Origin of the sequence: Massilia phyllosphaerae (assembly GCF_034659755.1) — a bacterium.
GTDB lineage: Bacteria > Pseudomonadota > Gammaproteobacteria > Burkholderiales > Burkholderiaceae_D > Telluria > Telluria phyllosphaerae.
The window spans coordinates 99503-116536 of the sequence record NZ_JAXSQX010000001.1 but is presented as its reverse complement, the minus strand read 5'-3'; the positions used below and the strand labels follow the sequence as shown (position 1 = coordinate 116536).

General features: G+C 67.1%; 14 protein-coding genes. 5 read left to right on the top strand and 9 right to left on the bottom strand.

Translation table 11 applies throughout. From position 1 onward, the window contains the following. Positions 1-8: 8 nt before the first annotated feature. Together U1H99_RS00465 and U1H99_RS00460 are read left to right on the top strand one after the other, a co-directional pair. A complete protein-coding gene (locus tag U1H99_RS00465) occupies positions 9-1943 on the top strand; it encodes a CocE/NonD family hydrolase (RefSeq protein ID WP_323139827.1) in 1935 nt (644 codons plus the stop codon). Positions 1944-2014: 71 nt separating this feature from the next. Then, positions 2015-2908 carry a DUF72 domain-containing protein gene (locus tag U1H99_RS00460; RefSeq protein ID WP_323139826.1) on the top strand — a complete coding sequence of 298 codons (894 nt, stop codon included), beginning with the start codon at positions 2015-2017 and terminating at the stop codon, positions 2906-2908. Here U1H99_RS00460 and U1H99_RS00455 read toward each other — a convergent pair. The 4 genes from U1H99_RS00455 to U1H99_RS00440 all read right to left on the bottom strand — a co-directional run bounded on the left by U1H99_RS00455 (position 2844) and on the right by U1H99_RS00440 (position 7483). Next, complete coding sequence (locus tag U1H99_RS00455; RefSeq protein ID WP_323139825.1) at positions 2844-4958, bottom strand: PAS domain-containing sensor histidine kinase; 2115 nt, start codon at positions 4956-4958, stop codon at positions 2844-2846. The two genes, U1H99_RS00460 and U1H99_RS00455, sit on opposite strands and share 65 nt — an antisense overlap. 88 nt (positions 4959-5046) lie before the next feature. Continuing rightward, positions 5047-5310, bottom strand: coding sequence for a DUF6587 family protein (locus tag U1H99_RS00450; RefSeq protein ID WP_141831252.1), 264 nt, complete (start codon positions 5308-5310; stop codon positions 5047-5049). A gap of 2 nt (positions 5311-5312) precedes the next feature. Continuing rightward, positions 5313-7202 carry a ferrous iron transporter B gene (feoB, locus tag U1H99_RS00445; RefSeq protein WP_323139824.1) on the bottom strand — a complete coding sequence of 630 codons (1890 nt, stop codon included), beginning with the start codon at positions 7200-7202 and terminating at the stop codon, positions 5313-5315. Positions 7203-7216: 14 nt separating this feature from the next. Next, complete coding sequence (locus U1H99_RS00440; RefSeq protein ID WP_141831248.1) at positions 7217-7483, bottom strand: FeoA family protein; 267 nt, start codon at positions 7481-7483, stop codon at positions 7217-7219. Between the two features lie 249 nt (positions 7484-7732). On the opposite strand from U1H99_RS00440, the gene U1H99_RS00435 reads away from it, so the two are divergent. The 3 genes from U1H99_RS00435 to bfr all read left to right on the top strand — a co-directional run bounded on the left by U1H99_RS00435 (position 7733) and on the right by bfr (position 9333). Then, on the top strand, positions 7733-7951 hold the full coding sequence (locus U1H99_RS00435) for a (2Fe-2S)-binding protein (RefSeq protein ID WP_323139823.1): 219 nt from the start codon (positions 7733-7735) through the stop codon (positions 7949-7951). A gap of 162 nt (positions 7952-8113) precedes the next feature. Further along, the gene (locus U1H99_RS00430) at positions 8114-8794 is read left to right on the top strand and encodes a PepSY-associated TM helix domain-containing protein (RefSeq protein WP_323139822.1); all 681 of its coding nucleotides are present in this window, start codon (positions 8114-8116) and stop codon (positions 8792-8794) included. Positions 8795-8859: 65 nt separating this feature from the next. After that, positions 8860-9333: a bacterioferritin gene (bfr, locus tag U1H99_RS00425; RefSeq protein WP_141831242.1), complete on the top strand. Its 474-nt coding sequence runs from the start codon at positions 8860-8862 to the stop codon at positions 9331-9333. Positions 9334-9465: 132 nt separating this feature from the next. Here bfr and U1H99_RS00420 read toward each other — a convergent pair whose 3' ends face one another. From U1H99_RS00420 to U1H99_RS00400, 5 genes are all read right to left on the bottom strand, one after another. Next, positions 9466-10428 carry a PfkB family carbohydrate kinase gene (locus U1H99_RS00420; protein WP_323139821.1) on the bottom strand — a complete coding sequence of 321 codons (963 nt, stop codon included), beginning with the start codon at positions 10426-10428 and terminating at the stop codon, positions 9466-9468. Next, positions 10397-11776: an MFS transporter gene (locus U1H99_RS00415; protein ID WP_323139820.1), complete on the bottom strand. Its 1380-nt coding sequence runs from the start codon at positions 11774-11776 to the stop codon at positions 10397-10399. Before U1H99_RS00415 ends, U1H99_RS00420 begins: the two co-directional genes overlap by 32 nt. Before the next feature lie 9 nt (positions 11777-11785). Continuing rightward, complete coding sequence (locus tag U1H99_RS00410; protein WP_323139819.1) at positions 11786-12739, bottom strand: PfkB family carbohydrate kinase; 954 nt, start codon at positions 12737-12739, stop codon at positions 11786-11788. Further along, positions 12736-14571: an alpha-amylase family glycosyl hydrolase gene (locus U1H99_RS00405; protein WP_323139818.1), complete on the bottom strand. Its 1836-nt coding sequence runs from the start codon at positions 14569-14571 to the stop codon at positions 12736-12738. Before U1H99_RS00405 ends, U1H99_RS00410 begins: the two co-directional genes overlap by 4 nt. 92 nt (positions 14572-14663) lie before the next feature. Next, positions 14664-16937: a TonB-dependent receptor gene (locus U1H99_RS00400; RefSeq protein ID WP_323139817.1), complete on the bottom strand. Its 2274-nt coding sequence runs from the start codon at positions 16935-16937 to the stop codon at positions 14664-14666. Positions 16938-17034: the final 97 nt, after the last annotated feature.

Genomic DNA, 17034 nt, shown 5'->3' with positions numbered 1-17034 from the left:
GATTCCTGATGCCGCGCCTGTTGTCCCTGTCCGCCCTTTCCCTTGCTTTGTTCACCCTCCACGGCACCGCCGCGGCCCAGACGGCGCCGATGGCGCCCGACATCCCCAGCGCAAAATTCACCACGACGGTCCCGAACGCCGACTACGTCAAGCAGGAGTTCATGATCCCGATGCGCGACGGCGTCAAGCTGTACACCGTGGTCGTGATCCCAAGACAGGTAAGCGCGGGCGCGGCCAAGGCGCCGATCATGCTGACCCGCACCCCGTACAACGCGGCGCGCCGCGCCGGCCGCATGAAGAGTCCGCACATCAGCTCGATCCTCGGTGACGGCGACGATGCCTTCATCGAGAACGGCTACATCCGCGTGTTCCAGGACGTGCGCGGCAAGTACGGCTCCGAAGGCGACTACGTGATGACGCGGCCGGTGCGCGGCCCGCTCAACAACACGCAAGTCGACCACGTCACCGATGCCTACGACACCATCGACTGGCTGGTGAAAAACATCCCGCAGTCGAACGGCAAGGTCGGCATGGTCGGCTCCTCGTACGAAGGGTTTACCGTGCTGATGGCGCTGGCCGAGCCGCACCCGGCGCTCAAGGCGGCGGTGCCGATGAGCCCCATGGTCGACGGCTGGCGCGGCGACGACTGGTTCCACAACGGCGCCTTCCGCAATCCGAACCTGTCGTACATCGCCAGCCAGAACGCGGCGCGCGGCGAAGGCCAGCAGATCGTGACCGGCACCTGGGACGACTACGACGCCTTCTTGCGCGCCGGTTCGACTGCCGACTTTGCGCACATGTACGGCGTCGACCAGCTGAACTTCACGAAAAAACTGTTCGAGCACCCGGCCTACGACAGCTTCTGGCAGGAGCAGGCGCTCGACCGCATCCTGGCCAAGCGCCCGTTGACGGTGCCGACCATGACCGTGGTCGGGCGCTGGGACCAGGAAGACATCTACGGCGCCTACGCCACCTATGCCGCGGTGGAGCCGAAGGACACGCAGAACAAGCTGAATTCGCTGGTGGTGGGCCCGTGGCGCCACAGCGGCGTGAACTACGAGGGCTCGTCGCTCGGCGCCTTGAAATTCAGCGGCGACACCGCCCAGCAGTTCCGGCGCGAAGTCATGCTGCCCTTCTTTAACCAGTACCTGAAGGATGGCGCGCCGGCCTTCGACACGCCGCCGGTATGGTCCTACCAGACTGGTGTCAACCGCTGGCGCCGCCTCGATGGGTGGCCGCTGGCGCAGGCGTCCACGCCGCTGTACCTGAAGGCCGGCTACGGACTCAATTTTGAGAAAATGAGCGAGAAAGGTGACGCCAAGACCGCCGCCTACGACGAATACGTGTCCGATCCGGCCAAGCCGGTGCCCTTCGTGCCGCGTCCGGTACGCATGGGCGAAGGCACGGTGTGGAAGCCGTGGCTGGTCACCGACCAGCGTTCCTACTCCGACCGCCCGGACGTGCTGACCTACGTGACCGCCCCGCTCACCACCCCGCTGCAGCTGGCCGGCCAGCCGATGGTCAACCTGTTCGCCTCGACCAGCGGCACCGACAGCGACTGGGTCGTGAAACTGATCGACGTCTACCCGGACGAAGTCGCGGCCCAGCCGGAACTGGGCGGCTACCAGCTGCCGATCGCGATGGACATCTTCCGCGGCCGCTACCGCCAGGGCCTCGACAAGCCGCTGGCGATCCCGGCCAACAAGGCCGAGCGCTACCGCTTCGCGCTGCCGAACGTCGACCACGTGTTCCTGCCGGGCCACCGCATCATGGTGCAGATCCAGTCGAGCTGGTTCCCGCTGTACGACCGCAACCCGCAGACCTTCGTGCCGAACATCTTCCATGCCAAGCCGGGCGACTATCGCAAGGCCAACCAGCGCGTCTACCACGCGCCGGGCATGGAAAGCGCGATCGAGTTGCCGGTCGTGAACGCAGCGCGCTAATGCAAGCCGCTTGACCGGACACGGTTCGTCAGCGCACCGAGCCGGTCCCGCCCTCCTCCTAAGATCGGGGAATGGCAATCCACATCGGCATCTCGGGCTGGCGCTACGCACCGTGGCGCGGCGTGTTCTATCCACCGGGCCTGGTCCAGGCGCGCGAGTTGGAGTACGCCGCGCGCTTGCTCCCCACCATCGAGATCAACGGTTCCTTTTATTCGCTGCAGCGGCCCGCGAGCTACGCGGCCTGGTACGCGGCCACGCCGCCGGGCTTCGTGTTCGCGGTCAAGGGCAACCGTTTCATCACCCACATGCTCAAGCTGCGCGGCATCGACACGCCGCTGGCCAACGTGCTGGCCTCGGGCGTGTTGGCGCTGCGCGAAAAACTCGGCCCGATCCTGTGGCAGTTCCCGCCGCAGCTGCGCTTCGAGCCGGACAAGGTCGAATCCTTCCTGCGCATGCTGCCGCGCGACACCGGCGAGGCGCTGGCGCTGGCGCGCGGGCACGACGACAAGATGCGCGGCCGCGAATGGCTCGAAATCGATGCCGTGCGCCCGCTGCGCCACGCGATCGAGATCCGCCACGACAGCTTCCGCGACGACGCCTTCATCGCCCTGCTGCGCACATATAACGTGGCACTGGTGGTGGCCGACAGCGCCGGCAAGTTCCCGAACGACGAAGACGTGACCGCCGACTTCATGTACATCCGGCTGCACGGCGAGCATGAGCTGTATGCGAGCGGCTACGAGGACGATGCGCTGGCGCGCTGGGCGGACAAGATCCGCTTGTGGAGCGAGGGGAAGCAGCCGCCGGATGCGCGGCTGGTGTCACAGGTGGCGCCGCCGGCGGCGGCGAGCCGGGATGTGTACTGCTACTTCGACAACGACATCAAGGTGCGGGCGCCGTTCAATGCGCGGCGTCTGATGGCGCTGCTGGATCTGGCGTGGCCGGAGGCTCCGCCGGCACCCTGAAGGTGACGGCGAACACACTGCCGTGCCCGAGGCCATCGCTGTGTACCGTCACCGTGCCGCCATGCAAGGTCATGATGGTTTTCACCAGGGCAAGGCCGATGCCCAAGCCACCTTGCGCCCTGTCGGGCGACCTCTGGGCCTGCGTGAACAGGTCGAATACGTAAGGCAGCAGCTGGGCGTCGATGCCGACGCCATTGTCGCGTACGCTGATCGTCAGCGTCGACGCCGCGTGCACTACCAGCAGCGCGATTCGGCCGCCGTTGGGCGTGTATTTCGCCGCGTTGTTGAGCAGGTTGACCACGACCTGCACCAGGCGATGCGCATCGCCGAGAATGCGCGCCCCGCCGGCGTCGCCTTCGACCGCCAGCGCATGGCCGCGCGCTTCGATCATGGGCCGCGACTGCTCGACGGCATTGGCCACGATCGTCATCGGATCGAGCAAGGACGTATCGAGCTGGACCAGGCCCCGGGTCACGCGCGAGACGTCCAGCAAGTCGTCGACCAGCGACGTCATGTGCCGTACCTGGCGGCTGATGACGTCGCTCGCCCGGCGTACCCGCTCCTCGTTGGCGGTGCCGATCCTGAGCATGTCGGCGGCGGCGGAAATCGGCGCCAGCGGATTGCGCAGTTCGTGGGCCAGCATGGCCAGGAATTCGTCCTTGCGCCGGTCCTGCTCCTGTAGGGAACCGTAGAGCCGTGCATTCTCGAAGCCGTTCGAGGCGATCGAAGCCAGCTGCACGAGGATGGCTTCGTCTTCTTCGGTGAACTCGCCTTCGATCTTGTCCGAGGCCTGGATCAGGCCGATGTTGCGGCCGGCACGGTCGATCAGGGGGACGGCCAGCCAGCCGCGCATCGGCGGATGGGCGTGGGCATGGCTGCCGAACCCCTTCCACGCCGGATGCGCTTCCAGCTGCGCCTGGGTCAGGCGCATCACCTGGTTGGTGCGGCAGACTTCGGCATAGATGCCGCTGCCGTCGGTCTTGACCGCATAGGTGCGGAACGCGGCGTATTTGTCGGACAGCGAGACCGCGGTGATGCCTTGCGCCCAGCTGCCGCTTTCGGTCAGCGACACCACCGCCTGGTGCACGTCGAGGATGTCGCGCACTTCCTCCACCAGCGCGTTGGCCATGCCGTCGCTGGCCAGTGCCGTATGCAGGGTGCGCGAGGCCTGCGCCACCTTGGCCAGCAGCGCGGCGTTGCGTTTTTCGCGGTGCAGGCGCTGGACGACTTCCGCCTGCGCCATGACCTTCTCGTGGATATCGGTATTCGCGCCGATCCATTCGCGGATCGCGCCATCGGCGCCGAACAGCGGCACGCCTTTCACGGCCATCCAGCGGTAGCTGCCGTCGGGGCGGCGCACGCGGTAGTCGGTCTCGAACACGGCGCGCGCGGCCACGCAGGCCACCCACAGCGCTTTGGTTTTCTCGCGGTCGTCGGGATGCACCGCATCCAGCCACCCGAACTCCTTCCACTCCTCGTAGGTCTGGCCGGTAAAGGCACGCCACGACGGCGAATCCTCCTCGACCCGGCCATCGGGGGTGTTGGTCCAGACGATCTGCGAGGTCGTCATCACCAGTGAGCGGAAGCGCTCTTCGCGCATGCGCAAGGCGGCTTCGGTCTCCATGCGCTCCGTGATGTCCTCGTGCATCAGCATGACTTCGAGAGTGCGCCCCGCCGGATCCTTGACCGCATGCGCCTGGGCGCTGATCCAGCGTACCGGTCCGGTCCCTTTGATCGCGGCCACGTCATAGCGGACGGCAGGCAGCCGTACCGACTCGCCGGCAAACGCACGCCGCAGCAGCGCCGCGATGCCGTTGTCGATCAGCTGGGGATCCGTGAAGACGTTGTACTTGCCGAAGACGTAGTTCCTGAGCGCGCTGCCTGCGTGGATTTGCCACAGATCCTCCCAGGCCTTGTTGACGCGCAGCGTGCGGCCATCGGGCGCCAGTATCTGGATGCTGACCGGCGCCTGCTCGAACAATGCCCGGAACCGGAGTTCGGGATTGGCCTGGTGTTCGATGCCGGGCAGCGGCGCGGGTTCGGAAGGCATGGGTTTCAAGAGTGGTGGACGACGGGCAACATCATGTCATAGTTCCACCAACTTCGCCCGGCTTCCCATCGGACAGCAAGGCTGCCGGTCAGCGCTTGACGTGCAGCTGGATGACCTTGCGGCCCTTGGCATCGGTTGCCGGCAGCGGCTCGGTCTCGCAGCTGCCGCAGGTATCGCAGCCGCTGCCGCAGCTGCCGTCCTTGTCCAGCCACTTGGCCACCCGGCCATTGCCCTGGCCGCGGTCGCGCAGCTTGTAGACCAGCTTGCGGCGCCAGGCGACCGGCAGGTATTTGCCGCCGGCGTAGAGCGCGGCGAGCAGCACGATGACGGCGACGACGAGGTACTGGACCATGATCAGCTTACCAACGCCCGCGCGGCGTGGAAGGTGATGAACGACGCCGCATACGCCAGCGCGAACATGTAGCCCGCCATCAGGAAGGCATAGCGCGCGCTGCCGGTTTCACGGCGCACCACCGACAGGGTCGACAGGCATTGCGGCGCGAACACGTACCAGGCCAGCAGCGACAGCGCGGTCGGCAGGCTCCAGGACGCGGCGATCAGCGGCGCCAGCGAGCCGGCCACGTCATCGCCGGCGGCGGACAGCGCGTACACCGTGCCGAGCGCGCCCACGGCGACTTCGCGCGCGGCCATGCCCGGCACCAGCGCGATGCAGATCTGCCAGCCGAAGCCGATCGGCTCGAAGATCACGGCCAGCGCGCGGCCCAGCATGCCGGCGATGCTGTAGTAGATCGGCGGATGGGTCGCCCCTTCTGGCGCGCCCGGGAAGCTGGACAGGAACCAGACCAGGATCATCAGCGTCAGGATGATGGTACCGACGCGCATCAGGAAGATCTTGGCGCGCTCCCACAGGCCCAGCGCCAGGTTCTGGAGGTGCGGCCAGTGGTAGGCCGGCAGTTCCATCATCAGCGGATGCTGGCCCTTGGCCCCGATGCTGCGCTTGAAGAACCAGGCCACCGCCATGGCGCTGACGATGCCGGCCGCGTACAGGATGAACAGCACCAGGCCCTGCAGGTTGATGCCGGCGCCCAGCTCGCGGTGCGGGATGAAGGCGGCGATGATCAGCGCATACACCGGCAGCCGTGCCGAGCAGGTCATCAGCGGCGCGATCATGATCGTCACCAGGCGGTCGCGCGGGTTCTGGATGGTGCGTGCCGCCATCACCCCGGGAATCGCGCAGGCGAACGAGGACAGCAGCGGAATGAAGGCGCGCCCGGACAGCCCGACCCCGCCCATCAGGCGGTCGAGCAGGAAGGCGGCGCGCGGCAGGTAGCCGCAATCCTCGAGGATCAGGATGAAGAAGAACAGGATCAGGATCTGCGGCAGGAACACCAGCACGCTGCCGACGCCGCCGAAGATGCCCTCGACGATCAGGCTGCGCAGCGGACCGTCGGCCATGCTGGAACCGACCCAGGCGCCGAGTCCCTCGACGCCGCTCTTGATCAGGTCCATCGGCACCGCGGCCCAGCTGAACACGGCCTGGAACACCAGGAACATCAGCACCGCCAGGATCACCGGCCCGGCGGCCGGGTGCAGGACCACGCGGTCGATCGCCTCGCTCAGGTTGCCGGTGTCCTTGTCGAAGCTGACGGCGGCGTCGATGATGCGGCGCACCTCGCGCTGGGTCTGCTCGACCGGGACCGCGTCGATCGCCTGCAGCGGCTGCGGCTGGACGCGGTGGTCGAACGACATGGTGTCGAGTGCCGCCAGCAGCGCCTTTTCGCCGCCGGCCTGCACCGCCACGGTTTCCACCACCGGCATGCCCAATTCCCTGGAGAGGCGCGCGCTGTCGATCTCGATGCCGCGCTTCTTGGCGACGTCGACCATGTTCAGGGCCAGCACCATCGGCAGCCCGAGACGCTGGATTTCCAGCACCAGGCGCAGGTTCAGGCGCAGGTTGGTGGCGTTGACGACGCAGACCACGGCGTCCGGCGCCTGTTCGCCGGCACGCAGGCCGGCCACCACGTCGCGCGTGATCGCTTCATCGGGAGTGTGAGCCGACAGGCTGTAGGCGCCAGGCAGGTCGAGCACGCGCAGCGGCTTGCCGCCAGGCAGCGTGAAATGGCCTTCCTTGCGCTCGATGGTCACGCCGGCGTAGTTCGCGACCTTCTGGCGCGAGCCGGTGAGGCGGTTGAACAATGCGGTCTTGCCGCAGTTCGGATTACCCAGCAGGGCGATGACGGGCGTCCTGGTGGCCGCCCGGACCTGCTGTTCTACTGCTCCCATTATGTATGTTCCATTTATTCCGGCTGGATCGAGATCAGCGCTGCCTCGAAGCGGCGCAGGGCGAAGGTGGACTGGCCGACCTTGACCGCCAGCGGCCCGCCGGGCAGGCCGCCTTTCAGCATGCGGATGCGTTCACCCGGGACAAAACCGAGTTCCATCAGGCGGCGCGAGACGTCCGCACCGGAAGCGTCCGCGAGCGAACCCGGCGCGAGAGTGATGACGGTGGCGCTCTGGCCGGCCTTCAGGGCGTCGAGCGTGGTCAGGGTGGGTGCAAGAGTCATGTTTCGCTTCCAGTGATGGGACGTGGCGCTGATGAGACAACTATGTGCATCATAAACCTAAATGCGAATTATTTCTATTTGCGCTTTGTCTACTTCGGTTCACCCAGCGTTGGATAGGCGTGTGCGCACAACAAAAACGCTTGCAATCGCTACCTAAGTTCTGGAGAATACAAACCCGAATGAGAATGATTCGCATTATAGGTCAGACAACGCTGGCCTGCTGCGAGACTCCGAAACGGAACCGAAACCATGATCGTCTGCGTCTGCAACAACATCTCCGACCGTGAAATCCGCCAGGCCGTCGACCTCGGCCTGACCTCGATGGCCGACCTGTACAAGGAACTCGGCGTCGGCACCTGCTGCGGCAAGTGCGTCAGCTATGCCCGCGAAGTGATGAACGAACACCTCGACAGCAAGACCACCGTCACCGAACTGCGCCGCAGCTCTGCAGGCGGCATGGTGGCATAAACACACTATTTAATTAGCGTTAGTACGGCAAGGCGATGCAACGCCGCCATGAGGTCTTGTTAGGCGCTGCAATATTGCATCGCACATATCGATGCTTATTCCGGCCGGGTTGCTCGGGTCTTGGTAGTATGTGATATCCATAGCAGCCAAGCCGCGAGTCTTATGCCTGTTATCCCGTTCCGCTCACCAAGAACCCCCTTCAAGGTCGAGCCGCCGCCAGCACCCACGCGCCGCGCCATCGTCCTCAAGTGGCTGCGCAAGATGCACGGCTGGATCGGCCTGTGGGGTGCCGTCCTCGGCCTGCTGTTCGGCTGCACCGGCATCCTCCTCAACCACCGCGCCGTACTGAAGATTCCCGCCGCCCAGGTCCAGGAAAGCACGGTGCAGGTGCCGCTGCCCACGCCGGCACCGGCCACCCCGCAGGCGCTGGCCGCCTGGCTGAAATCCTCGCTCAAGCTCGAACCCGATGCACGCCGCGTGCTGGCCGAACCGGCGCGTCCGGTGGCCTGGGGCGACCAATCCGTGGTGCAGCCACCACGCTGGAGCGCTAGCTTCGCGTCGCCGTCCGGCAACGTGCAGGCCGAGTACTGGGTCGGCAACAGTTACGTGACCCTCAAGCGCAGCGACAACAATGTCTTTGCCACCCTCACCAACCTGCACAAGGGCGTCGGCATGGGGGTCGGCTGGATCCTGCTGGTCGACACGCTGGCCGGCTCGATCATCCTGCTGTCGCTGTCGGGCGTGGTGCTGTGGGCCATGACCAACCGCCGGCGCACGATCGGCGTGGTGATCGGGGCGGTGTCGCTGCTGGCGGCCGGGGGCCTGGCGCTGACGGCGCTGTAAACACTGGCCCAAAAGACCGGCCCGGTTTGCTATGATGCTGCCATCACTCACCGTAAAGGCACTCCATGAAGGGCGATCCCAACATCATCCGGCTGCTGAACGCGCAGCTGACCAACGAGCTGACCGCAGTCAACCAGTATTTCCTGCATGCGCGCATGTACAAGCACTGGGGTTTCACCAAGCTCGGCAAGAAGGAATACGACGAATCGATCGGCGAAATGAAGCATGCCGACCGCCTGATCGACCGTATCCTGATGCTCGACGGCCTGCCCAACCTGCAGGCGCTGCACAAGCTGCTGATCGGCGAATCGGCCCAGGAAATGCTGGAATGCGACCTCAAGCTGGAGCGGGCGGCGCAGATCACGGTCAAGGAAGGCATCGCCGCCGCCGAGGTCGCGCATGACTACGTGTCGCGCGACCTGCTGCTGGATATCCTCGAGGATACCGAAGAGCATATCGAGTGGCTGGAGACGCAGCTGGACCTGATCGTCAAGGTCGGGATTCAGAATTATCTGCAGTCGCAGATCGGCGAAGTCTAAGACTTTCAGCTGGCCGAAAGACCGTCGCCCCTGCGCAGGCAGGGGCCCAAGTTCGCAATGTTGCGCAAAGCTTGGGCCCCTGCCTGCGCAGGGGCGACGTTTTTATGTTGACGGCGCAAACAGGCTGCGTGCTTACGCGGCGCTCACGCCGCCCGCCAGCCAGCGCCGCGCCCACTTGTCATAGAAACCCATATCCTGCGGCACCGCCCCGGTCACCGCGCAGATCGCCCCGGCGAACTCGTTCGCCCGCGCCAGCGTCAGTTCCAACGGCCAGCCGCGTGCCCGTCCCAGCAGGAAAATCGCCGAGAAGGCATCGCCCGCGCCCACCGTATCGATGACGTAGGGCGGCACCGGGTTGTCGCGGTTGGCGACCAGGCTGCCGTCGCTGCCGAAGTAGACCGAGCCGCGGTGGCCCAGGGTCACGATCAGGGCGTCGAGTGAAAACCGGTCGATCAGAGCGCGGCAGGCCGCGTGCACTTCCTCGGTCGACATCGGGGTATCGTCCGGCGCGATCTGGAAATACCAGTTGAACAGCGCCTGCAATTCTTCCTCGTTGACCTTGACGATGTCGGCCGCCTCCAGCGCGGCGCCGACGATCGCTTGGTCGGCCTGGCCGGGAAACAGGTTGAGGTCGAGGAAGCGCTTGGCCTGCGGCGCCGCCGCCAGCACGGCCGCCAGTGCCTGGCGCGAGCGCTCGCCGCGCTGGGCCAGGGTGCCGAAGTAGACGATGTCCGGCGCTGTACCGGCCACAGCCGCGGACACGGCGGCGGCCGCGGTCTCGGGGTCGATGAAATCGTAGGCCTGGCGTGGCAGGAGGACGCTGCGCGGAGATGAGCCCATCCGCGCCGCCGTGCGCTCGACGGCGACCCGGCCGGTTTCTTCCATCGTATCGACCTGCAGCCCGGTTTCCGGCATCACGAAGCGTTCGAACTCCGCGCGCACGGCCGCGCCGTTGCGGTCGTCGCCGATGCGCGTGATCAGCAGCGGCGGCGCCATGAAGGCCGCCAGGTGGCGCGCCAGGTTGAACGGGGCGCCCCCCAGCTTCGAGGCGTCCGTGCCATCCTCAGCCAGCACCTCGCCGAACACTATCGCCATCCCGCTCCAAGTCCGCATACACGTCTTCCGTTCGCTCGATTGCACCGCCGGCATTGTAGCGCACCAGCCGGACCGCCATGGCGGCGCAGATCATCAGCCCGCCCGCCAGGCGGATCACGTTTTCGGGATTCCCGCCCAGCCAGCTGTGATAGTACAACGGCAGCGTGAAGATCTGGATGATCATCGGGATCACGATGAACATGTTGAAGATGCCCATGTAGACGCCGGTGCGTTCCGGCGGCAGGCTGGATGCCAGGATCACGTAGGGGTTGCCCATGATGCTGGCCCACGCCAGGCCGATGCCGACCATCGGCACCAGCAGCAGCACCGGTGTATGGATATGCGGGATGGCCAGCATGCCAACGCCGGCCAGCGCCAGGCATACGGCGTGCACGACGTGCGGGCCATGGCGGCGCGCGAACGGCACCAGCGCAAACGCGGCCAGGAAGGCGACGAAGTTGTAGAACGCGCCGATCTGGCCGTTCAGCAGGCCGGCGTCGCGGAAGCCCGGCGAAGCGGCATCGCCCGTACCGAACAGCGTGCGCGCCAGCGACAGCGTGATGAACTGCCAGTAGCAGAACATCGCGTACCACTGGAACAGCTTGACCAGCGCCAGCTGCTTCATTGTGGGCGGCATGTCGCGTAGCGCTGCGCCGATCTCGGCCAGCGTGTGGCGCCAGCCGGCCGGCGCAGCGCGCAGCGCCGCCAGCGCCTCGGCCGGCAAGGGGTCCTCGGGCGTGGTGCGCACTGACCACAGGACCGACAGCAGCGAACAGACGGCGCCGATGAGGAAGGCGGCCACCACGACCTGCGGAATGTTACTGCCGTTGACGGCGTCCTTGTTCATGCCGAGCCACACCAGCAGCGAGGGTGTCAGGTAGGCCAGCGTCTGGCCCAGTCCCGTGAAGGCGCTCTGCGTCAGGAAGCCGAGCGAATGCTGGCTGGCCGGCAGCTTGTCGCTGACGTAGGCGCGGTAGGGTTCCATCGTGACGTTGTTGGCCGAGTCGAGGATCCACAACAGGCTGGCCGCCATCCACAGCGTCGGGCTGTACGGCATCAGGAGCAGGCCGATGCTGCACAGGATGGCGCCGATCAGGAAATACGGGGTGCGGCGCCCCCAGCGGCTGACGGTGCGGTCGCTCATGGCGCCGATCAGCGGCTGCACCAGCAGGCCGGTGACGGGGCCGGCCAGCCACAGGTAGGGCAGGCTCGCCTCGTCGGCGCCGAGATACTTGTAGATCGGGCTCATGCTGCTCTGCTGCAGCCCGAAGCTGAACTGGATGCCGAAGAATCCGATGTTCATGTTGACGATCTGCCAGAACGTCATGCGCGGCTTGAGCGGGGACATCGGTTCTCCTCAGGCGTGGAACCAGCGTTCGATGAAGGGGCGATAGAAAGCGGTGTCGGCCGGTACCGCGCCGACGATGCCGCAGACGGCACCGGCGAATTCGTTGGCGCGTGCCAGCGTGAGGTCGAGCGACCACCCGCATGCCCGGCCCAGCAGGAACACGGCGGAAAAAGCGTCGCCGGCACCCACCGTGTCCGCCAGTTGGGGCGGCCGCGCCGGCAGGGGTGTGACATGGTAAGCGTCGTCGGCGCCGAAATACACGGCGCCGCGCGGTCCCAGTGTCACGATCAGGCCGGTCAGCTTGAACACGCGCAGCAGGATCGCGCAGGCGCGCCGTACCTCGGCACTGCCCATGTCGTCGGTACGCAGGCGCGTGTGCGTGTACCAGCCGAACAAATCCAGCAACTCCTCTTCGTTGACCTTGACGATGTCGGCCGCGTGCAGCGACGCGAACACGCAGCGTTCGGTCACGTGCCCGGCGCGCACGTTGAGGTCCAGGTAGTGGCAGGCGGTTTGCGCCGCCAGCAGCCCGGTCAAGGCGAGGCGCGACTGCGGCTCACGCTGGGCCAGGGTGCCGAAATACAGCGTCCCGGGGGCGGCCGCGGCCAGGGCGGCAATGGCCGGCTCCGCCTCGATCGCATCGTAGGCCTGGTGCGGCAGGATCGTGAAACGGTGGTCGCCGCCCTTGCCGTCCGTGCAGCGTTCGACGCTCACGACGCCGGTCGGCAACGCCTCATCCACCTGCAGCCCGGCGGTGGACAGGCCGAAGCGCGCGAACTCGGCGCGCATGCGGGCGCCGTTCTCGTCCTGCCCGATGCGGGTCAGCATCAAGGCTTCCTGGCCCAGCGCCGCCAGGTGGCGCGCCACGTTGAAGGGGGCGCCACCCAAAACCTGGCGGTCGCCGAAATCGTCGACCAGCGCCTCGCCGAACACGGCGATCGCGGCCTGCTTCCGATGTGTCATCGCGCTTCCTCCATGGTGTCGCCCAGGTGCCGGCCGCTGCGCCGGTCCAGCCATGCCTGCTCCCAGGGCGCCAGCGCCAGCGTGCCGGCGCCGCCAAGCGCCTGCAGGTCGACCACCAGCGTGCGCGCCGAAAAATTGAACAAGACCAGGACATGCTCACCGCGCGCCAGCGCCAGCAGCGCCGGGTCGGCCGCGTCCAGCGCCGTGCAGGGCACGCCCGCGGCCAGGTCCGGCAGTTGCCGGCGCAGGCGGATCAGGCGGCGCAAGCCGGCATAGGCGCGCCCGGTCGGGCTGGCCGGGTCGTGGCGCTGCGCCGCGCGCTCCTCGTCCAACGGCGCGCGCTGGATCCAGCGGCTGTCATGCGCGCGCGCCGGGTCGTCGCGGTAAGCGTGGTCGTTCGGCATGGCCAGTTCGTCGCCCATGTACAAGACCGGCAGGCCGCCGAAGCACAGCGCCAGGCCATGCACCAGCAGCAGGCGGCGCAGCGCGAGTTCGACGGCCTGGTCCGACGTGGCCGACCCCAGGCCGCACAGGGCGGCCGCGGTGCCATTGGTGGCGAGACCGCCCTGGAATCCGACGCCGTCGGCATAGCCGGCGCCGTCGTTGTAGAAGTGCGCGACCGCGGCCAGGCGATCCAGGCTGCCGGCCTCGGCCAGCAGGTGCTTCCAGCCGATGTCGTCATGGCAGCGCACGTAGGTCAGCCAGCTTGCGCCGGGCGGCAGCGGCGGCGTGGCGGCGGCCACCGCGCGCACCAGGCTCGCATCCTGCTCGGCCAGCGCGGCCCAGCCGGCCGTCATCAGGGTACTGTGGTAGGCCAGGTGGCACTCGGGCGCGTCGGCGCTGCCGAAATAGCCGGGCAGCTCGCGCGTCGGCACGATCGCTTCGGCCTTCAGCAGCACGCCGGGGGCGGCAATGTCGACCAGGGCGCGCAGCGCCTGCAGCAGCAGGTGGGCCTCGGGCTGGTTCATGCAGTCGGTACCGAGGCGCTTCCACAAAAAGGCGGTGGAATCGAGGCGGAACACTTCGATGCCGCGGTTGGCCAGGCGCAGCATGGCTGTAACTACCGCCGCGAACACCGCCGGGTTGGCGTAGTTCAGGTCCCACTGGAACGGATAGAAGGTGCTCCACACCCAGCCGCCCATGGCCGGGACGTGGGTGAAGTTACCGGGCGCCGCCTCGGGGAACACCTGGCCCAGGGTACGCTCGTAGGCCTCGGCCGCGTCGCGGTCCAGCACATGGAAAAAGTCACGCAGGCCGGCGTCGCCGGCGGCCGCGCCCTGGGCCCACGGATGATCGTCCGCCACGTGATTCAGGATCATGTCGGCACACAGGCTGATACCCGCCTCGCGCAGCCCGGCCGTCAAGTCTTCCAGGTCGGCCATGCTGCCCAGGCGCGGGTCGACCTCGTCGAAACTGGCGACCGCGAAGCCGCCGTCGCTCTCGCCCGCACGCGGGCGCAGGAACGGCAGCAGGTGCAGATAGGTCACCCCCAGTTCGCGCAGGTGCGGGATACGCGCCGCCACGCCGCGCAGGCTGCCGCCGAAACGGTCGGCGTAGGCACTGTAGCCGAGCATGTCCGGGGAACAAAACCAGTCCGGACGGTCTTCGCGGTGGGCGTCGAGCGCCTGCAGCGTGGCCGGGCGCGCCGCCATCAGTTGCCCGACCTCGGCCATCAGGTCGTCGAACCAGGCGGCGTGGCCGGGCAGATGGCCGTACAGCCGTTGCAGGCGGTCGCCCAGCACGGCCTGGCGGCGCGCGAAACGCTGCTGCGCAGCGGCGTGCTGGTGCGCTGGTAATGCGTCGAGCAGTCGACGCAAGGAAGTGGACATCATCAAGGATCTCGAAAAAATCGGTAGGAACGGGACACGCCGGGGGCCAGGGGGCGCCGGCGCCGCCGGCTCCCCCTGTATACATCAGGAATACATCAGAACGCGTACTTGACGCTGGCCTTCACGGCACGGCCCGTGATCGAACGCGCGGCGTGGCCGTCGCTCTCGATCTCGGTGTAGCCGATCCGGTTGAACAGGTTGTTGGCGCTCAGCGCCAGCTGCACCTTCGGCGTCAACTGGTAGTTGAGGAAAGCGTGCACGACGGTGTAGCCGGGCAGGACCAGGGTGTTGGCGTCGTCGCCCCAGCTCTTGCCGGTGCCGACGACGGCCAGGCCGAAGCTGGCCGCACCGAGGTCATAGCCCGGCGTCAGCTGGTACACGGTGCGCGCCTGGCGCCGCGGCGTGTGGCCGATGACGGCTTCGCCGCCGGGCGCCGTGGCCGTGATCTCGGCGTCGGTCAGGGTCAGGCCGCCGTTGACATGGAAGTCGCCGGCGCGCCAGGCCGCTTCCAGCTCCACGCCCTTGGCCTCGTAGCTGTTGGCGGTCGACAGCTGGGTCGTGGCCTCGTAGTTGGTTTCGCGGGTGCGGGCGCGGAACAGCGTCACGAAGGTGCTCAGGCCGCCGCTGCGCCATTTCACGCCGCCTTCCAGCTGCTTGACGGTGTTGATGCTGACCGGGGCGCTGCCGTCCAGCGGCGCGCCGAACAGGATGCGGTCGGCATTGAAGGCGACGCCTTCGCTGGTGCGCGCGAACAGCGCCAGCGCAGGGGTGACGCGCCAGTTGCCGCCCACCGAATACGAGGTGTGGCCGATGTCGTAGTCGACGCGCTGCGCGGTGGCGGGCACGTAGGCCGCGGCGCCGGTGGCGATATTCGCGCTGCCGCCGGCGTGCTGGCGGTCGCGGCGCACGCTGGCGTCGAGATTCACGGCGCCCTGCTCCCAGCCGATGTTGGCGTACGGCGAATTGGTCCTGTACTCGACGTCGACGGCACGCGAGCAGCAGGCACCGAAGGCCGGGCCGACGTAGCCGGGGGTGGTGCTCGCCGTGCGCAGCAGGGCCGGCTGGTCGCCGCTGGCCTGCATCAGGTACTGGTTGAAGTTCCAGGTCAGGCCCAGCTTCTGCAGCGAGCTGTACCAGCCGGCGGTCAGGTTCAGCTTGGCGCCGCCGTCGATGCGGAAGGTCTTGGTCAGGCGCGCGTCGTTGAGGGTGTTGCCGGCGTCGTCGATCGAGGTGTTGAAGACCACGGCATTGAATGCCCGGCCATTGTAGGCCTGGCCGGTGCGCGGTCCGGTGGCGAAGGTGTAGCTGCCGACCGTGCCGCTGTCGGCCGGGAACACGCCCATGAAGCGGCCGCTGTTGTTGGCCTTGCGGAAGCGGTCGGTCACGGTCCAGCCGTTGCCCAGGTCGAACGATCCCTCCAGGCCGAGCGCATTGCTCTTGACCGACAGTCCCTCGTTGACGTCGTTTGCGACCTGGCCGTTGCCCTTGGTCAGCGACACATCCTTGACCCAGTACGGCGAATAGAAGGACGCCGTGCGCGGGTCGATGCCGGCGATCTCGGCGATATGCCCGTTGCTGACCGTGACCGGCACCGGCAGCGCCGTCGGGCTGCGGTCGTCGAGGTGCTTGAGCGAGACGCGCACCCAGCCGCCATCGAACTCGTGGGTGAAATTGGCGCGCAGCTGGCCGCCGCGCTCCTGCTTGACGCCGGTGTCGCGGATGCCCTCGCCATTGCGGTAGAACCCGCCGACGAAGAAGCGGTCGCGGTTCGAGACCGGCGCGCCATAGTTGAAATCGACGCGGGTGCTGTCGTAGTCCAGGCCACGCGACAGGCCGATGCTGCCGCCCGCTTCCTTGCCGTCCCTGGCGATGAAATTGATGATGCCGCCGGGCGAGTTGGTCGCCAGGGTCGAGGCCGAGCCGCCGCGCACGACCTCGACATGGTCGAGGGTGCCGTCGATCTTGACGAAGCTGTCCGGGGTGGTGAAGTTGATGTCGCCGAACTGCAGCACCGGCAACCCGTCTTCCTGGATCTGCACGTAGCGCGCGCCGCCGGCGGAGATCGGCACGCCGCGCACGGTGATGTTGGCATTGCCTTCGCCGCCCGACGATTCCGAACGCACGCCGGGGATCGCGCGCAGCACGTCGGCGGCGCTGGTCGGGGCCAGGTTCTGGATCGCATCGGCTTCCAGCGTGCTGACCGAGACGCTCGACTTCATCTTGCTCGAGCCGACCGGCGTGCCGGTCACGACGATGCGCTCCATCTTCAGGCCATCGGTCGCCTGTGCAGCTTCTGGAACGGTTTCCTGGGCGTGCGCCGCACTCAGGTGCAGCAAGGCCAGCGCCACGGCGTGTGCCGTGTGCTTCATTCGAACTTCCATGTCTCCTCCGGTTTTATTGGTCGCCATTCGGCGTTATCGGCGCCGCATCGGCACGCAGTCATTATTTCCTGAAATTTGTTTAATT

Bases quoted from the DNA above. Each gene is read 5' to 3' on its own strand.
- U1H99_RS00465 (WP_323139827.1), top strand. From the start codon at position 9: ATGCCGCGCCTGTTGTCCCTGTCCGCCCTTTCCCTTGCTTTGTTCACC.
- U1H99_RS00460 (WP_323139826.1), top strand. From the start codon at position 2,015: ATGGCAATCCACATCGGCATCTCGGGCTGGCGCTACGCACCGTGGCGC.
- U1H99_RS00455 (WP_323139825.1), bottom strand. From the start codon at position 4,958: ATGCCTTCCGAACCCGCGCCGCTGCCCGGCATCGAACACCAGGCCAAT.
- U1H99_RS00450 (WP_141831252.1), bottom strand. From the start codon at position 5,310: ATGGTCCAGTACCTCGTCGTCGCCGTCATCGTGCTGCTCGCCGCGCTC.
- feoB (WP_323139824.1), bottom strand. From the start codon at position 7,202: ATGGGAGCAGTAGAACAGCAGGTCCGGGCGGCCACCAGGACGCCCGTC.
- U1H99_RS00440 (WP_141831248.1), bottom strand. From the start codon at position 7,483: ATGACTCTTGCACCCACCCTGACCACGCTCGACGCCCTGAAGGCCGGC.
- U1H99_RS00435 (WP_323139823.1), top strand. From the start codon at position 7,733: ATGATCGTCTGCGTCTGCAACAACATCTCCGACCGTGAAATCCGCCAG.
- U1H99_RS00430 (WP_323139822.1), top strand. From the start codon at position 8,114: ATGCCTGTTATCCCGTTCCGCTCACCAAGAACCCCCTTCAAGGTCGAG.
- bfr (WP_141831242.1), top strand. From the start codon at position 8,860: ATGAAGGGCGATCCCAACATCATCCGGCTGCTGAACGCGCAGCTGACC.
- U1H99_RS00420 (WP_323139821.1), bottom strand. From the start codon at position 10,428: ATGGCGATAGTGTTCGGCGAGGTGCTGGCTGAGGATGGCACGGACGCC.
- U1H99_RS00415 (WP_323139820.1), bottom strand. From the start codon at position 11,776: ATGTCCCCGCTCAAGCCGCGCATGACGTTCTGGCAGATCGTCAACATG.
- U1H99_RS00410 (WP_323139819.1), bottom strand. From the start codon at position 12,739: ATGACACATCGGAAGCAGGCCGCGATCGCCGTGTTCGGCGAGGCGCTG.
- U1H99_RS00405 (WP_323139818.1), bottom strand. From the start codon at position 14,571: ATGATGTCCACTTCCTTGCGTCGACTGCTCGACGCATTACCAGCGCAC.
- U1H99_RS00400 (WP_323139817.1), bottom strand. From the start codon at position 16,937: ATGAAGCACACGGCACACGCCGTGGCGCTGGCCTTGCTGCACCTGAGT.